Origin of the sequence: Caballeronia sp. ATUFL_F2_KS9A, from assembly GCF_023630765.1 — a bacterium.
GTDB classification, from domain to species: domain Bacteria; phylum Pseudomonadota; class Gammaproteobacteria; order Burkholderiales; family Burkholderiaceae; genus Caballeronia; species Caballeronia zhejiangensis.
Window position 1 is genome coordinate 63,506 of sequence record NZ_JALQEK010000030.1, and the last position, 16,398, is coordinate 79,903.

18 protein-coding genes are annotated in these 16,398 nt (G+C 61.5%); 9 read left to right on the plus strand and 9 right to left on the minus strand.

What is annotated here, in order from left to right; all coding sequences use genetic code 11:
- Positions 1 to 25: 25 nt before the first annotated feature.
- Positions 26 to 598 (plus strand): DNA-3-methyladenine glycosylase, encoded by a 573-nt coding sequence (locus NCS67_RS18340; protein WP_250436031.1) that lies wholly within the window; start codon positions 26 to 28, stop codon positions 596 to 598.
- Positions 599 to 602: 4 nt separating this feature from the next.
- On the opposite strand, the gene NCS67_RS18345 is transcribed toward NCS67_RS18340, so the two are convergent.
- The 4 genes from NCS67_RS18345 to NCS67_RS18360 are packed head-to-tail and all read right to left on the minus strand — an operon-like array spanning position 603 to position 5,191.
- Positions 603 to 1,793 (minus strand): ABC transporter substrate-binding protein, encoded by a 1,191-nt coding sequence (locus tag NCS67_RS18345; protein ID WP_008352910.1) that lies wholly within the window; start codon positions 1,791 to 1,793, stop codon positions 603 to 605.
- Between the two features lie 31 nt (positions 1,794 to 1,824).
- Positions 1,825 to 2,532 carry an ABC transporter ATP-binding protein gene (locus NCS67_RS18350; RefSeq protein ID WP_284504114.1) on the minus strand — a complete coding sequence of 236 codons (708 nt, stop codon included), beginning with the start codon at positions 2,530 to 2,532 and terminating at the stop codon, positions 1,825 to 1,827.
- Positions 2,529 to 3,314: an ABC transporter ATP-binding protein gene (locus NCS67_RS18355; protein ID WP_250436032.1), complete on the minus strand. Its 786-nt coding sequence runs from the start codon at positions 3,312 to 3,314 to the stop codon at positions 2,529 to 2,531. Before NCS67_RS18355 ends, NCS67_RS18350 begins: the two co-directional genes overlap by 4 nt.
- A complete protein-coding gene (locus NCS67_RS18360) occupies positions 3,311 to 5,191 on the minus strand; it encodes an ABC transporter permease (RefSeq protein WP_250436033.1) in 1,881 nt (626 codons plus the stop codon). Before NCS67_RS18360 ends, NCS67_RS18355 begins: the two co-directional genes overlap by 4 nt.
- A gap of 201 nt (positions 5,192 to 5,392) precedes the next feature.
- On the opposite strand from NCS67_RS18360, the gene NCS67_RS18365 reads away from it, so the two are divergent.
- From NCS67_RS18365 to NCS67_RS18375, 3 genes are all read left to right on the plus strand, one after another.
- Complete coding sequence (locus tag NCS67_RS18365) at positions 5,393 to 5,584, plus strand: hypothetical protein (protein WP_008352906.1); 192 nt, start codon at positions 5,393 to 5,395, stop codon at positions 5,582 to 5,584.
- Positions 5,585 to 5,731: 147 nt separating this feature from the next.
- Positions 5,732 to 7,066, plus strand: a complete 1,335-nt coding sequence (locus NCS67_RS18370) for a glutamine synthetase family protein (protein WP_008352904.1) — start codon at positions 5,732 to 5,734, stop codon at positions 7,064 to 7,066.
- A gap of 13 nt (positions 7,067 to 7,079) precedes the next feature.
- Positions 7,080 to 8,456 (plus strand): aspartate aminotransferase family protein, encoded by a 1,377-nt coding sequence (locus NCS67_RS18375; RefSeq protein ID WP_250436034.1) that lies wholly within the window; start codon positions 7,080 to 7,082, stop codon positions 8,454 to 8,456.
- Here NCS67_RS18375 and NCS67_RS18380 read toward each other — a convergent pair.
- Positions 8,440 to 9,336, minus strand: a complete 897-nt coding sequence (locus NCS67_RS18380) for a LysR substrate-binding domain-containing protein (RefSeq protein ID WP_250436035.1) — start codon at positions 9,334 to 9,336, stop codon at positions 8,440 to 8,442. The genes NCS67_RS18375 and NCS67_RS18380 overlap by 17 nt on opposite strands.
- A gap of 67 nt (positions 9,337 to 9,403) precedes the next feature.
- A complete protein-coding gene (locus NCS67_RS18385; RefSeq protein ID WP_250436036.1) occupies positions 9,404 to 10,357 on the minus strand; it encodes a 2-hydroxyacid dehydrogenase in 954 nt (317 codons plus the stop codon).
- Between the two features lie 254 nt (positions 10,358 to 10,611).
- Here NCS67_RS18385 and NCS67_RS18390 point away from each other — a divergent pair, with 254 nt between their 5' ends.
- A complete protein-coding gene (locus tag NCS67_RS18390; RefSeq protein ID WP_008352897.1) occupies positions 10,612 to 11,994 on the plus strand; it encodes an MFS transporter in 1,383 nt (460 codons plus the stop codon).
- A 52-nt stretch (positions 11,995 to 12,046) separates the two neighbouring features.
- On the opposite strand, the gene NCS67_RS18395 is transcribed toward NCS67_RS18390, so the two are convergent.
- Positions 12,047 to 12,682: a TetR/AcrR family transcriptional regulator gene (locus NCS67_RS18395; RefSeq protein WP_250436037.1), complete on the minus strand. Its 636-nt coding sequence runs from the start codon at positions 12,680 to 12,682 to the stop codon at positions 12,047 to 12,049.
- A 152-nt stretch (positions 12,683 to 12,834) separates the two neighbouring features.
- Between NCS67_RS18395 and NCS67_RS18400 the strand changes: the two genes are divergently transcribed.
- The 4 genes from NCS67_RS18400 (at position 12,835) to folE (ending at position 14,742) form a co-directional block, all read left to right on the plus strand.
- Positions 12,835 to 13,266: a YybH family protein gene (locus NCS67_RS18400; protein ID WP_250436039.1), complete on the plus strand. Its 432-nt coding sequence runs from the start codon at positions 12,835 to 12,837 to the stop codon at positions 13,264 to 13,266.
- A 14-nt stretch (positions 13,267 to 13,280) separates the two neighbouring features.
- A complete protein-coding gene (locus tag NCS67_RS18405; protein WP_008352892.1) occupies positions 13,281 to 13,724 on the plus strand; it encodes a VOC family protein in 444 nt (147 codons plus the stop codon).
- Between the two features lie 72 nt (positions 13,725 to 13,796).
- Positions 13,797 to 14,000 (plus strand): hypothetical protein, encoded by a 204-nt coding sequence (locus NCS67_RS18410; protein ID WP_008352891.1) that lies wholly within the window; start codon positions 13,797 to 13,799, stop codon positions 13,998 to 14,000.
- Positions 14,001 to 14,091: 91 nt separating this feature from the next.
- Positions 14,092 to 14,742 carry a GTP cyclohydrolase I FolE gene (folE, locus tag NCS67_RS18415; RefSeq protein ID WP_008352890.1) on the plus strand — a complete coding sequence of 217 codons (651 nt, stop codon included), beginning with the start codon at positions 14,092 to 14,094 and terminating at the stop codon, positions 14,740 to 14,742.
- An 81-nt stretch (positions 14,743 to 14,823) separates the two neighbouring features.
- Here the strand turns inward: folE and epsC are convergent, their stop codons facing one another.
- Together epsC and NCS67_RS18425 are read right to left on the minus strand one after the other, a co-directional pair.
- The gene (epsC, locus tag NCS67_RS18420; protein ID WP_239294389.1) at positions 14,824 to 15,816 is read right to left on the minus strand and encodes a serine O-acetyltransferase EpsC; all 993 of its coding nucleotides are present in this window, start codon (positions 15,814 to 15,816) and stop codon (positions 14,824 to 14,826) included.
- 111 nt (positions 15,817 to 15,927) lie between these two features.
- Complete coding sequence (locus tag NCS67_RS18425) at positions 15,928 to 16,161, minus strand: hypothetical protein (protein WP_008352888.1); 234 nt, start codon at positions 16,159 to 16,161, stop codon at positions 15,928 to 15,930.
- Between the last annotated feature and the right edge of the window lie 237 nt (positions 16,162 to 16,398).

Sequence of the window (16,398 nt, forward strand, 5' to 3'; positions counted from 1 at the left end):
ACGGGGCGCGGCTAGAATACCGCTTGTGAACACGAAGCCCAAACCCATCGATTTCCACGCGCCGTCCGAGATCGTCGCGCAACGCCTGATCGGCGCGATCGTGACCGTCGACGGTATCGGCGGCCGCATCGTCGAAACGGAAGCGTACGACCGCGAAGATCCGGCCTCGCATAGCTTCTCCGGTCCGACGCCGCGCAATGCAGCCATGTTCGGGCCGCCCGCGCATGTCTATGTCTATCGCTCTTATGGCATTCACTGGTGCATGAATTTCGTATGCCGCGAAGCCGGTCATGGCGCGGGCGTGCTGATTCGCGCGATCGAACCGCTCGTCGGCATCGATGAAATGCGCGAGCGGCGCGGCCTTGCGCCGATCAAACTGCTGTGCTCGGGACCGGGCCGCGTCGCGCAGGCGCTCGGCATCACGCACAAGAACAATGGCATGTCGCTGCTCGAAGCGCCGTTTCATATCGAGCCGCCCGAGGAAGAATGCGCGATCGTTCAAGGACCGCGCATCGGCATCAGCAAGGCGATGGACGTGCCGTGGCGTTTCGGGCTTGCCGGTTCGAAATTCGTCAGCAAGCCCTTTCCGAAGGATTGACGCTTCAGTCAGCCGGACGCAGCTTCTTCACTTCATCGTCCGATGGCTGCACGCTCGCGCCATCGACATAACGGAAGGACGTCATCACGCCCTTGCCGTCTTTCAGCCCGGTTACGCCGACATACGCGCCCATCGTCGATTGATTGTCCTCCTTGCGATACGTGATCGGACCGAACGGCGTATCGACAGGCAAGCCCTTGAATGCGGCCGCGAGCTTGTCGGCGTCGGGCGAGCCCGCTTTCTTCAGGCCGTTCGCAATCGACATCATCGCCGTATAGCCGACGACCGAACCGAGGCGCGGATAGTCGTGATACTTAGCCTCGTAAGCGGCGACGAACTTCTTGTTCGCCGGCGTATCGATCGAATACCACGGATAACCCGTCACGATCCAGCCGACCGGCGCTTCCTTGCCGAGCGGATCGAGATAATCCGGCTCGCCCGTCAAAAGCGATACGACCGCGCGATTCTTGAACAGGCCGCGCGTATTGCCTTCACGCACGAACTTGCCGAGGTCCGCGCTGAAGAGCACGTTGAAGATGCCGTCGGGCTTTGCATCGGCGAGCGCTTGCGTGACCGCGCCGGCATCGATGTTGCCGAGCGGCGTCGCCTGCTCCGCGACGAACTCGACATCCGGCTGCGCGGCCTTCAGCAAGCGCTTGAACGTGGCCACCGCCGATTGCCCGTACTCGTAGTTCGGATAGACGAGCGCCCAGCGCTTCTTGCCGAGCTTCGCGGCTTCGGGCACGAGCATCGCGACCTGCATGTAAGTCGAAGGACGCAGCCGATATGTGTACTTGTTGCCGTCCTGCCAGACGATCTTGTCGGTGAGCGGCTCGGCTGCGAGGAAGAAGATGCGCCGTTGCTTGGCGAAGTCCGCGAGCGCGAGACCCGTATTCGACAGATAACCGCCGAACAGCAATTTCACCTGCTCGCGCGCGACGAGCTCTTGCGCGACGCGCACCGTATCGCCGGGATTGCCGTTGTCGTCGCGCGAGACGACTTCGAGCTTGTTGCCGTTGATGCCGCCCGCCGCGTTGATCTCGTCGAGCGCGAGATTCCAGCCGTTCTTGTACGGCATGAGAAACGCGGGCTGCGCCTTATAGCTATTGATCTCGCCGATCTTGATGGTGTCGGCGTGCGCGGCGAACGCCATGCCCGCTGCGATGGCCGCGATAGTGAAGCGCATTGGCGCCATTGAATCTTCTCCTCTCCGTTTGAATGATCGTTTAAACGCCGAGCAACTCGCGGCGCGCGGCATCGTCGCGCGCGAATGCGTGCATCGGGCCTTCATGGCGAATCTGCCCTTTTTCCAGCACATAAACGCGATCGCTGACGAGTTCCGCGAAATGCAGATTCTGTTCCGACAGCAGTATGGCGAGCCCTTCGCGCTTCAGTTCGAGAATCATATCGGCCATTTGTTCGACGATGACAGGCGCGACACCTTCCGATGGCTCATCGAGCAACACGAGGCGCGGATTGCCCATCAGTGTGCGCGATACGGTCAACATCTGCTGCTCGCCGCCGCTCATGCGGCTCGCGCGGCGATTGCGCATTTCGCCGAGATTCGGGAACACGCGAAAGAGCTTTTCGGGCGTCCACGATGGCGCATCTTCGCGCGGCGGCTGCCGGCCCGTGTCGAGGTTCTCCATCACCGTGAGATCGCCGAACACGCGGCGATCTTCGGGCACGTAACCCAGCCCCTTGCGCGCGATGCGATGCGGCGCCATGCCCGCGATGTCTTCGCCCATGAACGACACCGCGCCCGATATGCGCGGCAGAAGACCCATGACGGCTTTCATCGTCGTGGACTTGCCCGCGCCGTTGCGGCCCATCAGCGCGACCACTTCGCCTCGTCCGACTTCGAAGCCGACATCGAACAGTATTTGCGCGCGGCCATGGAACGCATCTAACGCATCGACTTTGAGCAGCGTCATGACGATGCTCCCGCATTCAACGCCGCACGCGGCGCATACGATGCGCCCGTGCCGAGATAGACCTCGCGCACGCGGGCATCGTTGCGGATCGCTTCGGCATCGCCTTGTGCGATGAGACGTCCGCGCGCGAGCACGATCAGCTTGTCCGCATGTGAAAAGACCACGTCCATGCTGTGCTCCGTGAACAGCACGCCGATGTTGCGCTCTTTCGCGAGACGCGCGGTGAGCGTCATCAATTCATTGCGTTCCTGTGGCGCCATGCCAGCGGTCGGTTCGTCCATCAACAAGAGCTTCGGATGATTTGCAAGCGCGATAGCAAGCTCGACGCGCTTCACGTCGCCGTATGCGAGCACCGCGCAACTGCGGCGCGCATGCATCGCCATGCCGACGAGATCGAGCAACGCCATCGCTTCGTCTTCCCTCCACGACTCGACGCGCCCGAACAGCCTGTAGATGCGCCGCTCGCGCGACAGCAATGCCATCTGCACGTTTTCGAGTACGGTCATCGAATTGAAGGTCGCGGCGATCTGAAACGTGCGCGCGACGCCACGCCGCCAGATATCGCGCGGACGCATACCCGCGATATCGTGACCGTCGAAGCGGATCGCGCCGGAAGTCGGCTTGAGCTGACCGTTGATCATGTTGAAGCACGTCGATTTGCCCGCACCGTTCGGACCGATGAGCGCGAGCAATTGACCGGCTTCGAGATCGAATGAAACGTCGTCGACGGCGTCCACACCGTCGAACGACTTCGAGAGATGCGCGACGGATAGCAGGCTCATTGCGCCTCCCTGAAAAAGCGCTCGCGCACGAAACCCGCGATGCCTTGCGGAAACGCGATGACGAGCACGAGGATCGCCGCGCCGAGCAGCGCTTGCCAGTAGTCGGTCTGACGCGCGACGGCATCCTGCAGCCAGGTGAACACGCTCGCGCCGACGATCGGACCGGCAAGCGTCTGGATGCCGCCGAGCAGGACCATCACGAGGCCGTCGACGGAGCGGCCGACGCTGATCGCTTCCGGCGAGATGTTGCCCTTCGAGAACGCATAAAGCGAACCCGCGAGCCCGCACACGAGCGCCGCGACGATGAACGCGGCCCACTGCACGCGCGCGACGTTCACGCCGATCGCTTCGGCGCGCAACGGCGAATCGCGACCGGCGCGCATCGCGAGACCGAGCGGCGAGAAAAGCATGCGCCGCAAAAGCCATACGCCGATGACGGCGAAGAAGAGCGTGAGGTAGTAGAACGCGACGGGAGACGATAGCCACGGTGACGGCCAGATGCCCAATATGCCGTTGCTGCCGCCCGTCACGGCATCCCATTGAAAGACGACGGACCAGACGATCTGCGCGAACGCGAGCGTGAGCATCGCGAGATACACGCCCGATAAGCGCACGCAAAACCAGCCGAACACGATCGCGCCGATGCCCGCAATCAGCGGCCCGAGCACGAGCGCGGCTTCCATTGGTAACGCGAATACCTTGAGAAACAGCGCCGCGCCGTATGCGCCGAGGCCGAAGTACGCCGCATGACCGAACGAGTGCATGCCGCCCGGTCCCATGATGAAGTGCAGGCTCGCGGCGAACAGCACCGCGATCATGATCTCGACGAACAGCACGGGCATGTACGGAAACGCAACGGCGGCGAGCGGCGCGAGGGCAAGCGCGATCACGGCGATGAACGCCGCGATCCTCATGTTTCGCGTGGCGGGTAGCAAAGGCCGGTCGGCGGGCGCGGCGGAACGTGCGATCGTCTGCGGACGGCCGAAGAGTCCCCACGGACGCAGCACGAGCACGACCGCCATTACGACGAACTCGGCGACGAGCGTGAACTTCGACAGCGAGAAGCCGACGCCCATGATCGTTATGTTCCCGATGCCGATGCACATCGCCTTGATTTCGGCGATCAATAGCGCGGCGACGAACGCGCCCGGAATCGAGCCCATGCCGCCGACCACGACGACGACGAACGCATTGCCGATGGTCTCGATATCGAGCGAAAGATTCGCCGACATGCGCGGCACCTGCAGCGCGCCGCCGAGTCCCGCGAGCATCGCGCCGACGAAGAACACGCCGGTAAAGAGCCACGCCTGATTGACGCCGAGCGCGCCGAGCATCTCGCGATCCGCGCTCGCCGCGCGCACGAGCGTGCCCCAGCGCGTGCGCGTGAGCGCATACCAGAGCATGAACAGCACAAGCGGGCCGATGACGATCAGCGCGAGATCATAGGTGGGCAACGCATGACCGAGCAGTTGCACCGCGCCTTCGAGATGCGGTGCGCGCGGGCCGAACAGATCTTCCGGTCCCCAAAGCCACAGCGCCGCATCGCGAATGATGAGCACGAGCGCGAACGTGGCAAGCAGATGAAACAACTCCGGCGCGCGATAGATGCGCCTCAGCACGCTCACTTCTATTACTGCGCCGATCGCGCCGACCAATAGCGCGGCGCCCGCGATCGACGCCCAGAACCCCGCGACGCTTTCGCCGAAGCGGCTCGCCAGGCTGTACGCGACATACACGCCGAGCATATAGAGCGAGCCGTGCGCGAAGTTGACGATGCGCGTGACGCCGAAGATCAGCGACAGTCCCGAAGCGACGAGAAAGAGCGCAGAAGCATCGGCGAGGCCGTTGACGAGTTGAACGAGCAGGTTGGAGAGCATCGGCTCTGTGAGCATTTCGGCGGAAAGAGCCGACATTATCGATGAATTGCGCAACCTTCTCGTGGCGCGACAGAAACATCCCGCGTGAAAACCACTGGAAAAAACGTATTGACGGCGTTTATGTCTCGTATATGCTCGCCGAAGGGCAATTGTCGGCATGGGCAATCGCTCTGCAAATCCACTCGACCAACGAGTCTTATCGTGAAAGTCCAAAGCCCTCTGGCACGCAGGAGCCATCACTCCCGCGCCGATCGCTGCGGCAAGCTTCCCGATCGCCGCTTCCTGTCGGTTCTGACCGTCCTCTCCCGCCGCTGCGTGCGGCGTCGCAACGCGATTTCCGCGCGCGCGTTCATCGCGGTGCATTGCGTCGGCGCGGCTTCGCTGCTGCCGTAGCGCCTCCTCTCGTTTTCTCCTCGAGCTGCTGTTGGTCCGCGCGCGTGCGCCCGCACGCGTGAACGCGCGCGTCCTGCTTCTTCGCGCATTCGCGATGCATCGCGAAGGCCGTGGACGCGTGCGCCCTATCGAAACGTGAGAACGAACATGGAACGCATCGACGAATTCCTGCGAAAACATCGCATCACCGAAGTTGAAGCGATCATTCCCGACATGGCCGGCACCGCGCGCGGCAAGATCATTCCGCGCAGCAAGTTCGAATCGGGCGAAGCGATGCGCCTGCCGCAAGCCGTGATGATCCAGACCGTGACGGGCGACTATCCCGTCGATGGCAGCTTCACCGGCGTCACCGATCCCGACATGGTCTGCGTGCCCGATCCCGCGACGATCCGCCTGATTCCGTGGGCCACCGATCCGACCGCGCAAGTCATCCACGATTGCGTGCATTTCGACGGCACGCCTGTCGCCATTTCGCCGCGTCGCGTGCTGCGCGAAGTGCTTCATAAATTCGCCGCCAAGGGCTGGCGGCCTGTCGTCGCGCCCGAACTCGAGTTCTTTCTCGTCGATATGAATCGCGATCCCGATCTGCCATTGCAACCGCCGGTGGGCAGAACCGGGCGCGCGGAAACGGGGCGTCAGGCGTACTCGATCGATGCCGTCAACGAGTTCGATCCGCTTTTCGAAGACATCTATGAATACTGCGAGATGCAGGAGCTCGAAGTGGATACGCTGATTCACGAAGTGGGCGCGGCGCAGATGGAAATCAACTTTCTGCATGGCGATCCGCTCAATCTCGCGGACCGCGTGTTTCTTTTCAAACGCACGGTGCGCGAGGCCGCGCTGCGCCACAAGATGTACGCGACCTTCATGGCGAAGCCGATGGAAAACGAACCCGGTTCGGCGATGCATGTGCATCAGAGCCTCGTCGATGACGAGACCGGCCGCAATCTCTTCACCAATCGCGAAGGCGAACCGACGGGACTCTTCTATAGCTACATCGCGGGCTTGCAGAAATACACGCCCGCGCTCATGCCGATCTTCGCGCCGTATATCAACTCTTATCGCAGGCTATCGCGCTTCATGGCCGCGCCGATCAACGTGCAATGGGGCTATGACAACCGCACCGTCGGCTTTCGCGTGCCGCACTCGTCGCCGCAGGCACGACGCATCGAGAATCGCATTCCGGGCGTCGATTGCAATCCGTATCTCGCGATTGCCGCCACGCTCGCCGCGGGTTATCTCGGCATGACGCAACATCTCGAACCGACCGAACCGCTCGCGAGCGATGGTTATCGCCAGCCTTATCAATTGCCGCGCAATCTCGACGAAGGCCTCACGCTGATGGGCGCTTGCGAGCCGCTTGCCGAAATGTTCGGCGAGAAGTTCGTGCGCGCCTATCTCGCGCTGAAGGAAACCGAATACGAAGCGTTCTTCCGCGTGATCAGTTCGTGGGAACGCAAGCATCTGCTATTGCACGTTTGAAGGAGCCGACAACATGAACGATCGAATCGATTCGACGGCGCATTACCGCGCGCTCGACGCCGCGCATCATCTGCATCCGTTCTCCGATATGGGCGCGCTCAATCGCGCGGGCAGCCGCGTGATCGTGAAGGCCGAAGGCGTGTATCTGTGGGATTCGGAGGGAAAGCGCATTATCGACGGCATGGCGGGCTTGTGGTGCGTGAACGTCGGCTATGGACGCCGCGAACTCGCCGATGCCGCACTGAAACAGATGCAGGAACTGCCTTACTACAACACCTTCTTCAAGACGACGCATCCGCCGATCATCGAGTTATCGGCGATGCTTGCCGATGTCGCGCCCGCGAAGTTCAATCGCTTTCTTTATTGCAACAGCGGATCGGAGGCCAACGATACGGCGCTGCGCGCCGTGCATCGCTATTGGGCCGTGCAAGGACAAACGAAAAAACGCTATGTCATCGCGCGTGCGAATGCGTATCACGGCTCGACGATCGCGGGCGCAACGCTCGGCGGCATGAGCTATATGCACGAGCAGATGCCATCGAAGATGGAGCATGTCGCGCATATCGATCAGCCATACTGGTTCGGTGAAGGCGGCGCGATGAACGAAGAGGAATTCGGCATTGCGCGTGCGCGTCAGCTCGAAGATATGATCGTCGAACTCGGCGCGGAGAACGTCGCCGCTTTTATCGGCGAGCCGTTTCAGGGCGCGGGCGGCGTGATCTTTCCGCCATCGAGTTATTGGCCGGAGATCGCGCGCATCTGCCGCAAGCATGACGTGCTCTTGATCGCCGATGAAGTGATCGGCGGCTTCGGCCGCACAGGCGAGTGGTTCGCGCACGAGCACTTCAACTTCGAGCCGGATGTCATCACGATCGCAAAAGGTCTTACGAGCGGCTATGTGCCGATGGGCGCCGTCGCGCTATCGGATCGCATCGCGAATGCAATCGTGAATGGCGGCGAATTCAATCACGGCTTCACGTATTCGGGGCATCCGGTCGCGGCTGCGGTGGCCGTGGCTAACCTTAAGTTGCTGCGAGACGAAGGCATCGTCGCGCGCGTAAAGCACGATGCGGGGCCGTACTTTCAAAAGCGATTGCGCGAAGCGTTAAGCGATCATGCGATCGTCGGTGAAATTGCGGGCACGGGGCTCGTCGCCGGCATTCAGCTTGCCGAAGACCGCGCGACGAAAAAGCGCTTTGCCAATGGCGACGACATCGGCACGATATGCCGCGACTTCTGTTTCGCGGGCAATCTCGTGATGCGCGCGAGTCACGATCGCATGTTGCTTTCGCCGCCGCTCGTCGTCACGCATGACGAGATCGACGAAATCGTCGATAAAGCTCGCGCCGCCATCGATGCGACCGCGCGCGCGATCACGCACGCCGCGTAGCGAAGTAGTCCGCCGCCATGTGCCTAAACGCCGTGACGGCGGGATTGTCTTGATCGGCACGCCACGCCATGCTCATTTCGGCCTGAACGGCGTTGCCCGCAATTTCCCTGAACTCGACACTGTCGTAATGAAACCGTTGCGACGATGCGGGCAGAATCGATACGCCCAGCCCTGCACGCACGAGCGAAAGAATGGTCGGCGTCTGATCGATGTATTGCGTGAAGTGCGGCTTCACTTCATCGGCGACGAGCATGCTCATGATGCGGTCGTAGAAGTATTTGCCGTGCGAGGGCGAATGCATGATGAAGGGCTGCTCGTGCAACTGCGTGAGTTCGAGCCGGTCGAAACGGCGCAGCGCGTGTCCCGCAGGCAATGCGACGATCATCGGCTCGCGGTCGACGAGAAGAAACTCCACTTTCTGCCGCGAAGGCAGCGGCCGCATGAAGCCGAGATCGATCGCGTTTGCCTCGAAGGCTTCGATCTGCGCGACGGAAATCATCTCGAGCAGCACGACGTCGATATCGGGCAAATCGCGCTTCGCAGCGACGAGCAGTTCGGGTATCAGCTCATAGCCCGCCGCGCCCGTGAAGCCAATGCGTACGCGCCCCGTCTTGCCCTTGCTCGCGCGCCTCACGGTGCTTTCGGCTTGCTCGGAAAGATTGAGCAGGCGCGTTGCATCGGCGAGAAACACGCGCCCTTCGGTCGTCAGCTTGACCGTGCGCCCGACGCGCTCGAACAGCTTCACGCCGAGGTTTTCTTCGAGCAGATGAATCTGTCTGGAAAGCGGCGGCTGCGTCATGTTGAGCAGCGCGGCCGCGCGCCTGAAGTTCAGTTCCGTCGCGGCCGCAACGAAGCAACGTACTTGTCCGAGATCGAGCATTCGTAATCGACGTTGAGGTGATGGCCGATCATTATATGTTCGCCCCGGACGCGTTCATGCGCGTGCGTCAGGTCGTGAGGCTGCCTTCGGGGCGCTGTCCCGCAAGAGCCTGAGCGAGACTCGCGAGCACCATCTCGCCCATCGCCGTGCGCGATTCGACCGTTGCGCTCGCGCGATGCGCCTGCAGCACGACGCGATCCATGCCGAACAATTCGGCCGGCACATTCGGCTCATCGACGAAAACATCCAGGCCCGCGCCCGCGATCACGCCACGCGACAGCGCTTCGACGAGATCGCTTTCCTCGACGAGCTTGCCGCGCGCGATGTTGATGAGATAACCGTCCTTGCCCAACGCATCGAGCACGGCCGCATTAACGATGCCCTTCGCTTTATCGGCTGCCGCGGCGAGCACGAGAATGTCGCTCTCGCGCGCAAGCGACAGCAGATCGGGCACGAAGCGATAGTCGATATCGTCCATCGCGCGTACATCGGTATAAGCGATCGGACAACCGAACGCGGCGGCGCGTTGCGCAATCGCGCGGCCCACCTTGCCGAGGCCCACGATGCCCACGCGCTTGCCGCTGAATCGGCGCGACAACGGAATCGCGCTCGGGCTCGGGTTGTTCACCCACTTGCCGGTCTTCACGAAATCGTTGCCGGGGCAGATCTCGCGCAGCGTGGTCAGGATGAGACCGATGGCGAGATCGGCAACATCTTCGGTCAACGCGCCGAACGTACCCGTCACCGGCAAACCGCGCGAGCGCGCGAATTCGAGGTCGACGGCATCGGTGCCGACGCCGTTCACCGCGATCACCTGCAACGCAGGCAAGCGTTCGATGAGATCGTTGGCGATGCCCGTATGTCCGCCGGTAATCACGCCGCGAATCGAAGCGCCGTGTTCGCGGATATACGCGTCCTTGTCTTCCTGCTCGAACAGCCGATGCATCGTATAAAGCGCATTCAGCTTTTCATTGATGGCCGGTACGAGGATGGGATTGAGTTGCAGAATGCTCGGCTTCAATTCGCGTGCTCCATGGTGTTCGTTGCGATGTGGAGCGGATCATGTCTGCTTTCGGCGATAACGTCCAATCCCAAAACGCTATCAATTGATCCACGAATCGACGCATTGCATGCCGCGCTTCGATCGATTCAATCCGGGAATCAGGTAATAGCAATAAAAGATTGGACGCTCTTGCCCACGCTCCCCACAATTCGAAGCATCGGAAGGCACATCGACAATAAAGCCTTGCACATAACATCGGAGACAACAGCGCAATGAACAACGCTGACGGCATCGTCGCTTCCTCGAAAGCGGAACCTGTTGCGGAGAAACACACGAAACACCGCTGGGTCGTGATGGGACTGATCTTCTGCATCTGGGCGATCGCGTGCGCGGATCGCGCCAACTTCGGCATCGCGCTGCCGTATCTGAAGAGGGAATATCACATCACCAATACCGAGGCCGGTCTCATCGTGAGCCTGTTCTCCTTCGCTTATGGCTTCGTGCAGATTCCCGTCGGCCTCCTCTACAAGCGACTCAGCGAAAAGACCACCGGCCTGCTGTTTTCCGTCTTCATGATTCTCACGTCGGTATTCACCGGATTGATGGGCACGACATCGTCGGTGTTTCTGCTGATGGCGTATCGCGTGGGTCTCGGCTTGTCGGAAGGACCGCTCGGCATCGGCTGCACCAACGTCATCAACCGATGGTTCCCCGCAAAGGAAAAAGGGACGGCCACCGGCCTGTGGATCGCCGCATCGAAGCTCGGGCCGCTGATCGTGCCGTCGGTGTGCATCATCGTGATCCAGTTGTGGGGATGGCGCGAGATCTTCTATGTGTTCGCGGTGCCGGGCATTCTGCTCGCCGTCGTATGGATGTTCTTCGTGACGAACTCGCCCAGCGAGAATCGCTTCTGCTCGCCCGCCGAGCGCCGCTACATCGCCGATGAAACGACCGTCGGCAGCAACGGCGGCAAGTCGCTGTCGCGCGCGCGCATGACGCCGATGCCCCGGCTCGACGCTATCAATCGCACGAAGCGCGTGCCGCAGCTCGAAACGATTCGCCAGGTCTTCGGCTCGTGGAATATCTTCGGCATCGCGCTGGGCTATGGCTGCATGATCGGCATCAGCAACATCTTCATCTCGTGGATTCCCACTTATCTCGTGACAGTGAAGGGCTTCGCTTCGGTGAAGATGGGCTTCCTTGCATCGGCGCCTTTCATCGGCGCGGTGACGGGCAACATGCTCGGCGGCATCATCTCCGATCGTCTGCTTGGCGGACGCCGCAAACCGATGATGATGCTCGGCGCGCTCGGCACCATGGTGATGACCTTCCTGCTGATCGATGCGCCCGACAGCGTCGCCTATCTCGGCGCGGCGCTGATGCTCGCGGGCCTGATGCTCGGCATCGGCTTCGCAGGCTACTCCGCGTATCCGATGGGTCTCGCAACCAAGGCCACCTATCCGACGGCGTTCGGCATCGTGAACTCGGTCGGACAAATCGGCGGCGCCTGCGCTCCGCTCGCGGTCGGCCTGCTGCTCGACAGCTATAACTGGACCGCGGTCTTCCTGTACATGGTCGGGACCGCGACGCTGTGCCTGCTCTTGTTGCTCAGCGTGGTCGAACCGATAACCGACTCATCGGAACCGGCGAAATGAAATTCAGTTGATTCGATGATGCTTCGCGCCGCTCCGTGCGGCGCGATTTCTTTCAGAGACCGCCCTCGACCATATCGAGAAGCCGCTCGGCAAGCGGTTCGATCTGCGTGCGCTTCAGCCGCTGCAAAGGGCCTTCGATCAGCAAGAGCGCGAAGCCGTGCACCGCGCTCCATGCTAGATATTCCGCTTCGGGCCGGCGTTTCGCTTCGAGCGCGCCCGCCTCGACCATGTCGTCCAGCGCGCGGCTCAGCAACTCGAACGGATCGAGACCGCCCGGCCCCGCGCCATAGGTTTCCTCGTGTTCCGTCCATTCCGTTTGCGGCGCCGCGAACGCCGTGCGAAACAATCCCGCTTCCTTTTGCGCAAAACGAAGATATCCCGTGCCGATGGCGCGCAAACCCGCGCGCGCCGCATCGGCACGGCGGCGCTTCTTCGGGCGCGACGCGAGTTCCTCTTCCATTGCTTGCGCGACGAATGACAGCGCCGCCGAGCGTACCGCCGATAGCAATTCCTGACGGCTCCCGAAGTGACGATAGGCCGCGTTCGGGACGACGCCCGCCCGGCGCGTGGCTTCCCGCAAGACGATCGCGTCGGGGCCGCCTTCGCGCGCGAGTTCGATTCCCGCATCGATCAGCGCGCGTCGCAAATCGCCATGTCGATAGGTGCTGCGCGGCTTGCCATTTGTCATTTTGATTCGTGTGACTTCGATTATGTGGACACTGTCCATTATCTCTGCTACTTTTTGTGGACGGTGTACACAACACAAAAAAATAGTTCTGCATCGGTGTTTGCCGTTGCATTGTCACGACGCGGCGGCATCGTATGCGAAAGGAGGTTCGCATGGCGAATACAAATGATCGTACGGATCCGCATGACGATATCGCGCGCATGCGCGAAATGATCGAGGCGTGGCGGCAGGCAGTGCTGGCGAAAGACGTCGATACGCTCGTCAGCCACTACGCGCCGGATGTCGTCGTGTTCGACGTCGTGCCGCCCGCGTCGATCAGGGGCATCGAGCACTATCGCGAGAACTGGCGGCGCTGGTTCGACAGCATAAAAGCCCCGCTCTCATTCGAAATGCGGGAAGTGGAAGTCGCCGCGAGCGGCGATCTGGCTTACGCGCACTCCGTCAACCGCGTCGCCGTGGGCGAACAGGAGGACATCGTGCGCGCGACCGTGTGCTTCAGAAAGATCGATGGCGACTGGCGTGTCGTGCACGAGCACGCATCGGTGCCGCTCATGATGGATATGGACCCTGACGAAACGTCATAACTCAAGGAGCAGTCATGCAAGTGCAACCCTATTTGTTTTTCGAAGGCCGCTGCGAGGAAGCGATCACGTTCTATCGCGAGAACCTGGGCGCGCAAGTCGTCATGATGATGCGCTTCAGCGAAAACCCCGACGCCGGCAAGGCCGAAGCCGCGAGCGGTTGCGGCGTGCCGTCGGGATCGGAAAACAAGATCATGCATGCGGCATTCACCATCGGCGATTCAATGGTGATGGGCTCCGACGGCATGTGCAGCGGCAACACCGAATTCAAGGGCGTATCGCTTTCGCTCACGGCCGATGACGAACAGCAGGCGGAAAAATACTTCAACGCGCTATCGAACGGCGGCCAGGTGCAGATGCCGATGACGCAAACCTTCTTCGCCAAGCGCTTCGGCATGGTGACGGACAAATTCGGCGTCAACTGGATGGTGCTCGGCGGCGTCGAAGGTCAGCCGCAATAAGCATGCGACGACCGTCCGGCTGGAACGCGGCTTGCGCGCCTTTCATCGCATCGATTCGAAAGGAGGCGCACCATGAGCAACTACGCCGGACGTTCTCAGGAAGACCGTATCGCGCAACGCAAGGGCAATAAGCAGACAGCGCAGGAACAGCCGGGCGGGAACATGGCCGAACCCGGCACGGAGCCCAACAAGGACCATAGCAGCGGCGTGCTGACGGAAGAAGGCAAGCAGGTGTGGCGCACGGGTTCGGGCATCGACGGTGGGGGAAAGACCTGACATCCGTATCGGCCTTCTGAAACGTGAAACAATGGCGGGGTGCCAAAAATAACGCATGTACTATTTGCACCTTGACTCATAGGAGCTTTCGATGAGCGCCCCGCGCAAAAACAATCTTTCAGGTTCGGACATGCCTGCTGATGGAGCCGATCGTCCGACCCGCGAGGAAGCCGAAGCCGCTGTCCGTGTTCTGTTGCGCTGGGCGGGCGACGATCCGCGCCGCGAAGGCCTGCTCGATACACCGGGCCGCGTCGTGCGCGCATATGAAGAGTTTTTTGCGGGCTATACGCAGAATCCGCATGACATCCTCGCTCGCACGTTCTCGGAAGTGCAAGGCTATGACGAAATGATCGTCCTGAAGGACATTCGTTTTGAGAGCTATTGCGAGCACCACATGGTGCCGATCATCGGCCGCGCGCATGTCGCTTATCTGCCGAACAAACGCGTCGTCGGCATTTCGAAGCTCGCGCGTCTCGTCGACGCCTTCGCGAAGCGTCTGCAGATTCAGGAGAAGATGACCGCGCAGATCGCCGATACGCTGAACGAAGTGCTGCAGCCGCTTGGCGTCGGTGTCATTCTGGAAGCCGCGCATCAATGCATGTCGACGCGAGGCGTGCACAAGGCGGGCGTGTCGATGGTCACCTCGCGCATGCTCGGCTCATTCCGCGACGATCCATCGACGCGTCGCGAGTTTCTTGCCATCGTCGGCAATCAGAACGCGTTCAGCGTGTCGAATACGTAAGGCCGCCGCAAGCAAAGCGCACGCGCGAACGCAAACGCAAGCAAACGCAAGCAAACAAAAAAGGGCCTCGCGGCCCTTTTTTCATGCGCCGAATCCGTTGCCCGGCGTGCCCGGTCCCGAACCTTCGCGAATCTTGCCCTGCGATACGTTGCTGCCCGGCGGCACGCTATGCGTGAGCCACACATTGCCGCCGATGACCGAGCCTTTGCCGATGGTCACGCGGCCGAGAATTGTCGCGCCCGCGTAGATGACGACATCGTCCTCCACGATCGGATGCCGTGCGTTGCCTTTGACGAGCGCGCCATCGCTCGTCGAAGGAAAGCTCTTCGCGCCGAGCGTCACGGCTTGATAGACGCGCACATGCTGGCCGATCACCGCCGTCTCGCCGATCACGACGCCCGTGCCGTGATCGATGAAAAAGCTCGGCCCGATGGTCGCGCCCGGGTGAATGTCGATGCCCGTCAGCGAATGCGCGATCTCGTTGATAAAGCGCGCGAGCAAGGGCACGCCGAGCTTGTGCAACGCATGCGCGAGACGATGATGCGTCATCGCCCAGACGCCCGGATAACACAGCAGGATCTCGGTGATGTGCTGCGCCGCCGGATCGCCGGTGAAAGCAGCTTGTATGTCGCTTACGAGCAGCGCGCGGATATGCGGCAACTGCGCGCCGAACTCGCGCGCGATCGCGAAGGCTTGCGCGGAGAGATCGGCTTCGCTCGTATCGCGATGTTCGGGCAGGAAGCGCAGCGCGCGGCGAATCTGTTCGCGCAACAGACGCAAGTTGGTTTCGAGCGTTTGCCCGACATAGTAGTCGACGCTTTCGTCGGTCAGATCGGGCGCGCCGTAATGCGTGGGAAAGAGCGCCGAGCGCAGGCCGTTGACGATCCCGACGATGGCCTCGCGTGAAGGCAGTTCACGTATGCCGAGCGGATGCCGCGTGCGATGAAGCTCTTCGCGCGACTGGCGCAAGTCCGCGACGATGCGGGCGAGGCCCCATTCCTGAGGCGTGTCGAGCGCGGTGTCGCGGGATGTTTCGAGCGGCGGTACTGCGCCGAACGTGGGCATGTTCTGCATGTCGGGCAAGAAGCGAGGGACGGATTAAACGACAAGCGTAACCGGTTTTGCGAAAGCCTGCCGTCCGGCCGATCGCGCACCCGCGTCCCCGATGCTCGCGCGGAACATCGCTCAGGCTGTGACGTTGCTTGCGTCGATCCAGCGCACGGCCCAGTCGCGCGCGTGCGCGATGGCTTCGCCTTCGTTGCGGAATCGCAGCTCCGAAGGAAAGAATCGGTTCGCGACGAGCTCGCCATCGCTCGATCGCGAGATCACCACGTACGGCTGGTAGCTGCCATCTCCGGCCCGGGCGGGCGCGCAGTTTAGAAGGTAGCCTCGATGTGAAAAGGCTGCATCGTGTTGCATGAGTCACCTGTGTGAAAGTGCCCTGCTCGTTCGAATCGCATTGCTCTTTTTCGACGGCAAGGTAACGCGCCCTCCTGATTGCTCGAGTTTCGCGTATTGCGCTTTGCCGCCGACAGGTTCCAAATAATACTTGCAGGAAATCGGCTTGGGGTCGAAAAAAGGCCTGAAATTTTAGGTATCCGCGAAGGCGCTCTCCGGCAAGGCTCGCGGTTCCGTCGCCAAATATCCGGAACGAGT